Genomic DNA, 11,771 nt, shown 5'->3' on the forward strand with positions numbered 1-11,771 from the left:
TTTTACTATCCTTTCAAAGCACCTTGCCAAAATGTTAGAAGTGCAGAGAGTGTTACAGGTTTTTTCGTAAGTAGAATGTCGTAGACAAAATCTTTAACTATTTTTTGCTGATCTGAATTAAGATATTCAACAGGAGACTTGCCATCCACACGTGCCAACATAAGCATCGGCAGCAAATGACAAAGCTGCTGTTCAAACTCAGCATTTACTATGCTTGGTGCGGCACTTGAATAGGCTTGCCAAGCTTGCTCAGCTAAGTCCAACAATGCATCGCAGTGATCGCGTTTAAGTGCAGCCTTTAATAAAAAGTGATTTAAGTAAAAAGCCACATCAAAGACGGGGTCCCCATACCAAGCCACTTCACAATCTAGAACGCCCAAACGCTCGGGGGAGACTAAAATATTTTTAGGGCTATAGTCACCGTGCACCAAACAACGCTGCGTCGAAGCTAAACGTTCAACCTCTTTAATAAGCAAATCAGACAACTCAGGATTTCGCTCTGCGGTCTTAAGTAAATAAGGCTCTAGGCGCAACTGCTTAAAGTTTTCCAATGTTGCAAACATCGCTTGGGCATCTCGATCCCCCAAACTGTGCTCATGAATTTTTCCTAGCGCCGAACCTGCCTCAACTGCATATGCTTGATCAAACTTGTCATCTAAAAGACGGGTTTTCCAGTTTTCTAAATCACCACCAAGCATCTCCATCACAAAATAGTTTTGCTCATCATCGCAGTAATATATTTTAGGAACAATACCCGGCAAAAAGGCGTCTACATAACGTAAATAATTTTGCTCAACTTTATTTCGCCCAACATCTGCAAACCAATCATCTTTAACTTTTAGCTTTTCGAGTGCGCGCTTAACAACAACAGATTCGTTGTCGCTTTCAAGTAAAATAATTTCACAGCTAACCCCCCCACTGAGGGGGCTTGCAGTAACATTTTTTGAGCTTAAAACACCCTGGCTAACCAGGGTGTCAAGGATAGCTACATCAATCATCAATCAACCTACTTGGGTTCAGCTATCGATAGAGAACGGGTGTAATCAAGCAAGGTATCTAGACTGTTTACACCACCGCCCACACCACTGGCGTTAACACCACCATACGGCAAACCATAAGCGAAGACATTGTGTGCATTAACCCAGCTATTACCACTGACCATCGCTTTGGCAACACGCTCGGCTCGAGGCTCATCTTTAGTCCATACACTGTTTGCCAAACCGTAATCCAAACTATTAACCTGTCGAATCGCATCGGCCTCATCAGTAAAAGAAGTTAAATAGGCAACAGGGCCAAAGATCTCCTCTTTAAAACAGATATTGTCTTCACTGCCTTTTAATAAAGTTGGCCCAAAGAAGTAACCAGGACCATCCAACTGTTTACCACCACAAAGCACCTCAGCGCCTTGCTTCACGCCTTCGCTAATATAATTTTTGATGGTGTTTAATTGTGTTTGGCTCACCACCGGCCCCATTTGGCTGGTTTCATTCATGGGTGGCTCGATAACCGTACTTGCAAGCACTGCCAAGACTTTTTCAATAAAGCTAGGCATCGCATTTTCTTGAATAATCCAACGGGTTGCCGTACAACAAACTTGGCCTGAATTTAACGTAATCGCACCAGCTAAACCTTCTGCCGCAGCATCAAGATCTGCATCATCAAAAATAACAGCTGCGCCTTTGCCGCCGAGTTCCAGTTTTACGGGCTTTAAATTTGCACCACATGCAGCGCCTAAGGTTTTACCCACAGCAGTTGAACCAGTAAAACTTAAATACTTCACTTTTGGGTGAGAGCTAAGTACCTCACCCATATCTGGGCCACCACCTGGAACAATATTGATAACACCATCGGGTATACCGGCCTCTGATGCCAACTTACCTAAGTAAACCGTACTTAAAGGCGTTTGTGCTGCGGGCTTAATAACAACAGTATTACCTGCTGCTAACGCTGGAGCTATTCCCCACAAACAAAGCGTTAAAGGGAAGTTCCATGGAAATACAAAAGCCACAACACCGTGGGGAAGACGTACGCTTTTAGCGTCCATATCCGCAAGTTCAAGCACCGTTTCAAATTCGATCTTTTGAACAAGATCGGTATAATAACGCAGTGCTTCAACGCCAAAAGGCACATCAAAACCACGCGCATTTTCAATAACCTTACCTACATCCAAGGTTTCAAGTTGGGCGAGTTCTTCTGTATCTCGTTCACATAAGTCAGCAAACTTATTTATTTTTTCAGCGCGCTCTGCCGTACTTAATTGTTTCCAACTTTGGAAGGCGATATCAGCAGCTTCAATAGCTTTAACAGCATCATCAGGACTGGCTTTACTTGCCATAGCCAAGACACTCTGGTCTGCAGGGTCTTCTACCTTGATTTCATTACCATCGGAATTCACTACATATTTTCCGTCTATATAAAACGGTACTGGGTCTTGAGCCAGAAAGGCCTTGATCTTATCTGTTTGGGCTACCATCGAAGCATCCTCGTTAATTATTAGTATGACCCCTAGCGCCAGAGCAAGCAGCGAACATTTTTCTTGTTTACCTGTGCAGGAGTTGATCAAACATTAACAGTAAGAGCTTGAAATCCATTGACGTGAATCAATCTAAAAAATTCAAAACAATAGTTTTTATCGACAAGATAATAGATGTCAGCTGATAAATATCAACATTTTGTCTTTTTCCCAATAGGTAAAAACCAATGGCATTGAAAAGCATATATGTGACATTTTCGAAGGGAAAATAAAATAAATTAAGCTGTCACTTAAATAAACAAAAACAAATACTGACCGACTTAACGAGACAAACGACGTTTTAAATCAAGCAATAAAAGATCCGCCTCTGTAGCCGAGCAAGAGCTAGGTAATGTCCACCAAAACTGCCCCGTGCTGACATCCTCTTTTAAGGTCATACACCGCCCGTTATGCTCAACAACCTTTTGCCCTTGCCCATCTAGATAAAACTGAGAATCCTGATGAACGTTTATTGCTTTGGAACGCTTTTGTGCTTTATTCCATCGCTCCTGCTGACGAGGATCAAAAGGCCTAAAAGCGGGATCCTTATCAAGTGAAGCGGGCCAGCTATTGCTTTCGTCTATATCAAAAGCAGATAAAGCGTCTAGTAATTCACGGCTATTAAGCTCTTGACGCTGACTCAACGGTACAGGTTTCTTGGCTCTTAAGTCTAAGTCAAGCTCTGCTTTTGGAGTATTCGTAAGCGGAGCAAGCTTGTTGTTTTTATTGCCGCCTTCAGATGCCTGCATATTCACAACATTGCTAGCGCTTATGCTCCCATCTTGCTGCCATTGAGCTTCACGATTCAAAGCATCTATATCGCTATCTACAAGATCATTACCTTCACCCCACATATCAATATGCTCTGCTACATAAGCGGCTTTATTCTCTTCTCTTTTAAGTAGCTTAATTTTAAGCGGGAACGAGTACTCAGAACCCAAATGCGGCAAAGCCAAAGAAGAATTAAAAAAAAGAAATAGGCTTAATAAGGCAAGGTGTAAAACAAGCGAAAAAAGCAGCGCAACAAACCAAGGCCGTTGATAAATAGCTGTTTGATGATCGTCTATCAAAGCCTGCATCCTGCAGAAGGGGTATGAAATATGCAACTCAGACTCGGCAAGTTTGCAACAGTTCCCCACACTTTAAATGTCTAACTCAGGCGTGCGCCCTAAAGCACCACGCCCTCTACAAGCTCTTCTATACTCAAACCTATACGCTTTTTAGACCAAGAGGGCTGTTATGCTCATGAACAAACCACTCATCCGCCTTTATGTTGTCGTAATGACTTTTTTGCCTTTCTACAGCCAAGCTGGCGTAAAGGTTCAAGTAAACGCCGATGTCGCACATAGCGTCGGAGATTTTGATAGCTTTGACCGCAGCCGTTTTATCACCATGCACGCCACCCATAATGAGCACGACTGGTTTGGTAACAATGCGCAAAGTCTAAATCAGCCCAATGAAGTCAAAGACTTACTGCACGATATCATCGTAAAACGCGATGTGTATTTTGGCCGAGATACCGGTGGTATGAAGTGGCAAGTAGTCAACATTAAAGAAGACCCAAAACGCAAAGGCTGGACCGACGCCGATGTCATGAGGAAAAGCGGTAAAGATACACGCTGGTGGTATAGCAACAATAAAAGCGCTGAAGGCAAAGCCATGCGCAAATACGAAGATAAAAATACGCGCCTTATTATTGGTGCCCAGCAACGCCCCTACTGGCCAGACGGCGGAGACCCAGTTGGCGCTTATGGCGGTAAGCCTTGGTACTTTTCATCAGCGGATACTAAAGACGAGCCTCTAGGTTCAGCGCTGGGTGACTTTATGGGGCTTTATGTCAGTGAGTTTTTCCGCCCACGCAAAGGAAAAGGGCCCGGCCAGCTCAAACCTATGTATGTTGAGGTAATGAATGAGCCATTATTTGAACTAGTGGAATACCCAGGTGACCATCGCCCCGCTACGATCGAACAAGTAATGCGCCTGCACAATACCGTTGCAGATCAAATCAGAAAACACGATAAAGAAGTACTTATCGGTGGTTATACCGTTGCATTTCCGAACTACGAAATCAACAACTTTGAAGAATGGGAAACAACCGATAAGTTATTTATGGATATCGCTGGTAAAAACATGGATTTTATCAGCATCCACCTCTATGACTTCCCCAATATCCCCTATGGTGCGGTCAAGCGTCAGCTGTATCGTAAAGGCTCCAACATGGAAGCCACCCTCGATATGCTCGACGCCTACATGGATATTAACTGGGAAAAAAGGAAGCCCATTGTCGTCAGCGAATATGGCTCCCAGCTACAAGGCAGCTTTAACCAACCCTGGACAAGTGAACGCGACTGGTTACAAGTTAAAGCATTTAGTGCGATGCTAATGCAGTTTCTTGAGCGCCCCGACCGAATTGAACAAGCGCTGCCCTTTACTCCGCTCAAAGCTGAATGGGGCCGAATTTCACCGGAGATCCCTTATTACTGGCGCTTAATGATTCAGAAAAAAGAACGCCCAGGTGAAAAAGGCGAACAGTGGGTGTATTCAGACCTTATTTATTTTTACGACCTCTGGAACGACATCAAAGGTAAGCGTATCGACACTTGGGCAGCCGATCCCGATGTACAGGTAGATGCTTATGTAGATAATAAGCGTTTATATCTAATTCTTAACAGCCTTGAATTTAAAGACATTGAACTCGACCTTGAATTACTCGGTACGAACAAAGCCAAAGTCAAAAATGTTGAACTTCGCCATCTTTACCTTGATGACAATAAGCAAGTTCATTACGAAGAAAAACAACTTGGCAAAAACATCCCCCAAAGCATAGCCTTAGACACCGAAGCCACAGCCGTTTTGGTGGTCGACTTTAATAAGAAAATAAAACAAAAAGAAAACAATCAAGAAAGCCGTTATTTTGCTAAAAAAATGACTGTCGATATTGAAAAAGACAAGCAACTTGGATTCCAAGTCAATGGCTTAAATCCAGCCAAGCAAGGTGAAGCCATTCTGCGTCTGGGAGTAGGCCGAGATTTTGGCTTAAGCCTAAAACCTAAACTAAGCATCAATGGTAGCAGTGTAACCATCCCTGATGACTACAGAGGTTACGACCAATACCACAATGCCGCAGGTGAGCCCGGTACCGCCCGTGAAAGCTTCTTTGGCGTGATCGAAATCCCCTTTGATTACCAACTACTCAAAGCCAACAATAGCATTGAGCTTATCTTCCCTGATGACGGCGGCAAAATAAGCACCATCGCCATACAAGATATGCAACACAGCAAACCCTTAACAAGGATGTGAGCGAAAGGAGCTGATACAAAATGCCGAAGGCTTAGCCATAAAAAACCCGGCACGGAGCCGGGTAAAGCAGCATTCGTAGAACCAACAACAAATGCATGTGGAAGTCTTGATTACATCGCTAGGCAACACACTCGTTGCTGTCGCTTGGAAGCTCAGGTGCACGACGAGCTTTGATTTCGTTATGCACTTTCACTGCTAAAATTGAGGCCGCTAGAACAAAAGTAACCATGTTGGCAGCTATCATAGCGATATCTTGCTTAACGATGCCGTAACCTAACCAAAGGGCTACACCAACAGTAAAAATACTGTACATAGCCAGAGACAAAGACGCGGTATCACGTGTCTTTAATACCTGAAAGGCCTGAGGCAAAAAAGAAGACGTGGTTGCAAAAGCAGCTACAAAGCCCAGTAGTTCAAGGTTGCTCATATCATCTCTCCTAAATAATCTAACCCGCTAAGGGTTCAACAGCGAGAAGCAAAAAGCTCTTAAAGCGTTTTCTGCTTCATCAGAATATGTTGCACAGTGTAATCGGCCAACTGGCTTTTGGTTATGGATTAACCTATCATGTTTTTATCCAAAACTATCCTAGACGTAAAATGAAGTTAGATAAAGACTGGAAATGGCAAGACGTGCTCGAAATTGGGCCAGAGTGTAATGAACGCTTTTTGGATTGCCAGCGTGTGCCGGAACTCAAAGAACTTGCCATTCCACTGTGCGGCTTTAGCCAATTAGAGGGAAACTACCGTGTTGGCCGCTCAGCCCCGATGTGTAACACCCTGCTCTACAGTGTTGACGGAGCCATTGAGCTCTTCACCCCCGAAGGCTGCCAAACCGTAGAGAAGAGCGAGCTCATCATTCTGCCCGCCGGCCGCCCCTTTCTGATTGAGTTACAAGCGCCATTCTGGACTATGTCATGGTTAGATCTTGCGGATACTGCACGCTGGAGCGAATTGTGCCGCAACCGCTCCCCTAGTGAATACTGCCAGAGTGGGCGACAGATTTTTCATACAATTGCCACGCTCTATTACGAAAAAAGCGAAAGCCTGCGCCGCCCAAGCTTAAACTATCTAGAGCACTATTTATTAGAAACGCTTAAAGCACCGACCAGCCAAAGCACAGAAAGTCAGCGCTTAGACCAGCTCTTTAGAGATGTAGAAAAACGCTTACACTACCCTTGGAGCGTAGAAGAGATGGCCACATTGATTCATTACTCCACGCCGCACTTACACAGGCTCTGCCAAAAACGCTTTGGCCGCAGCCCCTTACAACAAGTTATACATATGCGTATGGAACGGGCTAAATACCTATTAAACAGCACCGCTTGGCCTTTAGCCCAAATCGCCGAACAAGTCGGCTACCACGACTTATTTAGCTTTGCTAAGCGCTTCAAAAAAAGTGTGGGAGTGCCTCCTGCTAGGTACAGAAAAAGCGCCAACAACGACACCGAAACCTAGTACATGCCCATAAAAAACTATAGCGAATCCGATTACAGGCAGGTACTTAAGGTCTATGCGGCCTGCAAACTCGACGAGCTAAAACAAGAGCCGCAAACCTTCTTTCTATGCCCCCTGCAAAACGACCCCGTACGCCACCACTACATATTCACCAGCAAGATCTATACTTGGCAGGAAAATGGCGCCATTGTGGCATTTGGGGCTCTTAAGAATAATGAAATACGCAGCCTCTATGTTCTACAAGACTATCGCGGTTTGGGCATAGGCCGCCGACTGTTGGAGCACATGCTAAAACGCTGTAAGGAACCTGCCGAGCTTTTTGTTGCCCAAAGTAATAACAAGGCCAAACAGCTCTATCAAGAATATGGCTTTGACGTAGTGGAAAGCTTTGAAACTGAATACAACGGTTTAAAAGTAACAGCTCAGCGTATGCAAACAAGAGCTGTTAAATGAATAGCAGGCTGCACGGCCTGCAATAAATAGGAGTAACAATGATGCGACTACCTATAAACCTAATCGCAAGCAAGGCTCATGCAAAACAAAAAAAACAACTCGTAGTGTTTAGCCTCAGCTGCCTACTGTATAGCTTGGCTTGTGTCGCACTACTGCATCTAAGCCTCTGATACTTAGCTTAGTTCTGCTTATAAATTTCCAGGGGGAAGTTTTCACAAATCTCCATACACGGTTTCCCCGCCAATAAGATTCGGTATGTACGACTAATATTCGTGCCATCTTGGCTAATCGACAGCAGCTCTCTATAGGTCTCTAAACCACTTTCTCGTAATACTTCGCCAATACCTACTTGCTCACCTTCCAGCTCTTTAACAACATTTGCCGGTAAGGCTTCGGGATTCAATAAGGACCGAGCTAAAGCATAAAGGCGCGTGCTCTTACCACCACTTAAACTCACTCGACGCTCGATCACCTCATCACCAGCATTTAAGTTCAGGTTATTACTTTTGCAGTCTAATAATAAACGCCTCTGGGCAAGCCGATTCACATTTACAGGCTCCCAGAAATAGCTCTCCAAGATTTTTGTGACCGTACCATCGGTCGTCAGCAATACCCGTAAGAAGGCTGGTAACTGACGTAAATTCAAGCTTTCGCCACTGGCTAGTTGCAAGACATCAAAGCCTACATAGCCACTTGAAGAAAATCGATCGATCATGAAACTCTCATATCCAGAAAAACAAAACACAAGCACACTATAGACGCGCGACACCAGTACTACAGTAACTTAGTACAGCAGCAAAGCGAACTAAGCGCCAAGGATGGAAATGCAAAAGGCCATTTTTGATCTAAATTTGCAGATGCGTCACTTTGCTCAATATTCTACTGCAAATTGCCTCACTAATACGGGTATAATTCGCCCGCTGCGCCACAAGCGCACACTAACTTATCCATCCAAGCAAACACATGTGAGGTAAGAACCTTGGACCTGCAAGCCGCATCAAAAGATCAACTCCAACAATGGGCCCAACAACTTGAAGCCGAATACGAGACGATTAAAGCCCAGAAACTTGGCCTCGATCTGACCCGCGGTAAACCTTCTGCTGAGCAGCTTAGCCTCAGCAACGCGATGGATGGAATCCTAGATGGAAATTACAGCGACGATGCTGGCACAGACTGCCGTAACTACGGCGGCCTAGATGGTATTGCTGGCGCTCGCGCCTTAGGTGCTGAGCTTATCGGCGCACCTGCAAGTAATGTCATGGCTGGTGGTAATTCAAGCCTTACATTGATGCATCAAGCAATGAGTGTCGCTTATCACTATGGTTTAAATGGCCCCGAAAGCGCTTGGAACAAACAGGAAAAAGCCACCTTCATCTGCCCTGTACCTGGTTATGACCGCCACTACGGTGTGTGTGAGCACATTGGCATCAACATGGTAACGGTAGGTATGGACGCTAACGGCCCAGATATGGATGCCGTTGAAAAACTCATTAAAGAAGACAGCAGCATCGTTGGCATGTGGGCTGTTCCTCGCTTCTCAAACCCAACAGGGGTTGTTTACAGCGATGATGTTGTCGCGCGTATTGCCAAGCTTGGCAACATCGCCAATGCTAACTTCCGCGTTTTCTGGGACAACGCTTACGCCGTTCACGCCTTAAGTGACGATGCACCGCAACTTGCTAACATATGGCAAGCATGTAAAGAGGCCGGTACTGAAGACAGTGTTTTGCAATTTGCCTCGACCTCTAAGATTACATTTGCAGGCTCCGGCGTTGCCTTCTTAGCAGCCAGCGATGCCAACTTAAGTGACTTTAAAAAGTCGCTTGGCTTTATGACGATAGGCCCAGACAAAGTCAATCAACTGCGACACGTTAAATTCTTTGCCGGCGACCATGCTTTAGCCGAGCACATGAACAAACATGCTGCCATTATTCGCCCTCGCTTTGAAAGTGTCTTAAACCATCTACAAGCAGCCTTTGGTAATAACGAGCTTGGCCAGTGGGAAAGTGCTCAAGGTGGTTATTTTATCTCTTTTGATACTCAGCCAGGCCTTGCTAAAGAAGTCGTCAGCCTAGCCAGTGAAGCCGGTGTTAAATTAACCCCAGCCGGAGCGACCTTCCCTTATGGGCAGGACCCTCAGAATAGTAATATTCGTATTGCACCGACTGTACCTACGGTAGAGCAAGTCGATGAGGCCATGAAAGTCTTTGTTTGCTGCGTTAAATTAGCCTCTGTTAAACAAGCACTAGCCGCTTAAAAAACACAACCCGAGCAATAAAATAGAGTAATAAAAAAGGGGCTTAAAGCCCCTTTTTTATTACTGATCATTACGCAATCAATGCCATTATCGCCCTCACTACCACCAGTGTTCCAACTGTGTACCTAAAGTCCAGCCTTCGTTATCGGCCAAGTAGGTCTCTCCCCCAACCTGTCCGACAAAAGCATCAGACCAATGAGCATAGGTTGCAAAAAAACGCAGTGTTGGCCGATCGTAAAATGAGAATCTAGGCTTAAGCTCATAAGCCAAGGTGGTTTTACTTAACCAGCCTTCTTCATCTTTATACTCATCGCGAACATGATCTAAGCCAAGTTCGAACGATGCCATGCCATATTGACTCAAACGATACATCGGCCGTGAACCCATACTTAACCAACTGACTTTTGAGCCATCTTTACCCGGTACATCACCGTCAGCTAAGCCGTATAAAAACACGCTCTGTACAGCAAAATCGCCGTGAACATCGATTGTGTGTTGGTTTACCCACTCCAAAGCCCAGTTATCTTCGTACACCCTGTCATCACTTGTACGTACAGGCTGTGGCCCACCAAAATGGTTTTGCTGAACCGCAGCTCCGCTGCGAAGAGTTAAACCATTTAATAACTCTCCATACAAAATATCATCCGTCACTAACCAAGAACCCAAAGCCCAACCAGCCTTAGCATTCAGATGTAACTTTTCATTTTGGTGGCGCTCATTGAAAAAAGCCCAAAAATTAATTCGACTACGCTCGCTAAGCTGCACATCAAATAAACGCATATCTAAAGCTGTGGCATATAAAAGTTCAGTAGAACCATCACTCGCTTCTACATCATCTGCCGTACGTATCAACGTCGCACTCGCTTCACCACCCCACAAGGCCATCCCCTCTAAGCCTAATGCGCCCTCTGCACCTTGAACGGTATTGAGCCAGTAGTAGTCGAGCATATGAATATCATGCCGATCGTAGTAGCGCTTGCCCATCCACAGGTCTACCCCACCGGGAAGCACATTATTCAACTTAAGATAAAGCTGCTCGGTATTATCAAACGTAAAGTTTCCGGGCTCGCCATGTTTTTGATAAGCGCTTTGCATAAAGTACAACTGATACGACATAGCGTCTTCGGCGCCCCCCTCCGGCAAGTAGTGGTAATCCACCGCCAACTCACCATAGGTATCAGCCTCGTTACCAAAACGATATTTAGCTTGGGCACCAGGAGCCTGAAAGCTGACTTGCTCCTGGCCTGATTTACTCACCCCCATAGAGTGGCGAATATAACCGTCCAGCTCTAACTGATGCGGGCCAGATGTAAGCGCGCTAGTCGACACAGACAAGACCGATAAAAACCCTACAGCTGCAAAAGTTAAAGACCTCACGTTAAGCCTCCTCTGCAAGAACTGTAAGAGCCATACATTTAGTCGGCGCCATACGACCTACGCTATACATCAGCTCATCACCCTTGCCACGAATATCGTAGTGGCCATTTGTATAGTGAAAGCCGGATGCGACCACTTGGCGCGTTAGGCTCATCGACTGCCCTTCAACAACCAAGTTCAACTGCTCACCATCGTCCGAAAAAGTGAGTGCGAGCTCAGCACCTCGATCGCAGCGATAAATCTGTTCAGCTTTTACATCACTTGTGGTATTTAGAGTAGATTCTGGAACAGGCGACTCAGTACACGATGCCAATAACAAAGGTAGAGCTAAAAAAGAGGGCAGAACAACAAAACATTTCACTCTATATTCCTTACAGAGTTGGGTTCATAAAATTATTATTGATCCCTATGTTAAGC

The 11,771-nt window shown here is 45.1% G+C and carries 11 protein-coding genes; 4 read left to right on the forward strand and 7 right to left on the reverse strand.

What is annotated here, in order from left to right; translation table 11 throughout:
- Positions 1–5 precede the first annotated feature (5 nt).
- The 3 genes from AB1S55_RS18555 to AB1S55_RS18565 all read right to left on the reverse strand — a co-directional run bounded on the left by AB1S55_RS18555 (position 6) and on the right by AB1S55_RS18565 (position 3,582).
- Positions 6–998 carry a phosphotransferase family protein gene (locus tag AB1S55_RS18555; RefSeq protein ID WP_370979682.1) on the reverse strand — a complete coding sequence of 331 codons (993 nt, stop codon included), beginning with the start codon at positions 996–998 and terminating at the stop codon, positions 6–8.
- Between the two features lie 8 nt (positions 999–1,006).
- Positions 1,007–2,473 (reverse strand): aldehyde dehydrogenase, encoded by a 1,467-nt coding sequence (locus AB1S55_RS18560; protein WP_370979683.1) that lies wholly within the window; start codon positions 2,471–2,473, stop codon positions 1,007–1,009.
- A 320-nt stretch (positions 2,474–2,793) separates the two neighbouring features.
- Positions 2,794–3,582, reverse strand: a complete 789-nt coding sequence (locus tag AB1S55_RS18565) for a hypothetical protein (protein WP_370979684.1) — start codon at positions 3,580–3,582, stop codon at positions 2,794–2,796.
- Between the two features lie 175 nt (positions 3,583–3,757).
- Between AB1S55_RS18565 and AB1S55_RS18570 the strand changes: the two genes are divergently transcribed.
- Positions 3,758–5,812 carry an agarase gene (locus AB1S55_RS18570; RefSeq protein WP_370979685.1) on the forward strand — a complete coding sequence of 685 codons (2,055 nt, stop codon included), beginning with the start codon at positions 3,758–3,760 and terminating at the stop codon, positions 5,810–5,812.
- Positions 5,813–5,930: 118 nt separating this feature from the next.
- On the opposite strand, the gene AB1S55_RS18575 is transcribed toward AB1S55_RS18570, so the two are convergent.
- Positions 5,931–6,239: a SemiSWEET transporter gene (locus AB1S55_RS18575; protein WP_370979686.1), complete on the reverse strand. Its 309-nt coding sequence runs from the start codon at positions 6,237–6,239 to the stop codon at positions 5,931–5,933.
- A 170-nt stretch (positions 6,240–6,409) separates the two neighbouring features.
- Here AB1S55_RS18575 and AB1S55_RS18580 point away from each other — a divergent pair, with 170 nt between their 5' ends.
- Positions 6,410–7,267, forward strand: coding sequence for a helix-turn-helix domain-containing protein (locus tag AB1S55_RS18580; protein WP_370979687.1), 858 nt, complete (start codon positions 6,410–6,412; stop codon positions 7,265–7,267).
- 3 nt (positions 7,268–7,270) lie between these two features.
- Complete coding sequence (locus AB1S55_RS18585; RefSeq protein WP_370979688.1) at positions 7,271–7,720, forward strand: GNAT family N-acetyltransferase; 450 nt, start codon at positions 7,271–7,273, stop codon at positions 7,718–7,720.
- Positions 7,721–7,898: 178 nt separating this feature from the next.
- Here the strand turns inward: AB1S55_RS18585 and AB1S55_RS18590 are convergent, their stop codons facing one another.
- Positions 7,899–8,435, reverse strand: coding sequence for a chorismate pyruvate-lyase family protein (locus tag AB1S55_RS18590; protein WP_370979689.1), 537 nt, complete (start codon positions 8,433–8,435; stop codon positions 7,899–7,901).
- Positions 8,436–8,699: 264 nt separating this feature from the next.
- Between AB1S55_RS18590 and AB1S55_RS18595 the strand changes: the two genes are divergently transcribed.
- Positions 8,700–9,977 carry an aminotransferase class I/II-fold pyridoxal phosphate-dependent enzyme gene (locus AB1S55_RS18595; protein WP_370979690.1) on the forward strand — a complete coding sequence of 426 codons (1,278 nt, stop codon included), beginning with the start codon at positions 8,700–8,702 and terminating at the stop codon, positions 9,975–9,977.
- A 99-nt stretch (positions 9,978–10,076) separates the two neighbouring features.
- On the opposite strand, the gene AB1S55_RS18600 is transcribed toward AB1S55_RS18595, so the two are convergent.
- Together AB1S55_RS18600 and AB1S55_RS18605 are read right to left on the reverse strand one after the other, a co-directional pair.
- On the reverse strand, positions 10,077–11,354 hold the full coding sequence (locus tag AB1S55_RS18600; protein ID WP_370979691.1) for a carbohydrate porin: 1,278 nt from the start codon (positions 11,352–11,354) through the stop codon (positions 10,077–10,079).
- A gap of 1 nt (position 11,355) precedes the next feature.
- On the reverse strand, positions 11,356–11,715 hold the full coding sequence (locus tag AB1S55_RS18605) for an MliC family protein (protein WP_370979692.1): 360 nt from the start codon (positions 11,713–11,715) through the stop codon (positions 11,356–11,358).
- Positions 11,716–11,771 lie beyond the last annotated feature (56 nt).

It is taken from the genome of Agaribacterium sp. ZY112 (assembly GCF_041346925.1).
Taxonomy (GTDB): Bacteria; Pseudomonadota; Gammaproteobacteria; order Pseudomonadales; family Cellvibrionaceae; genus Agaribacterium.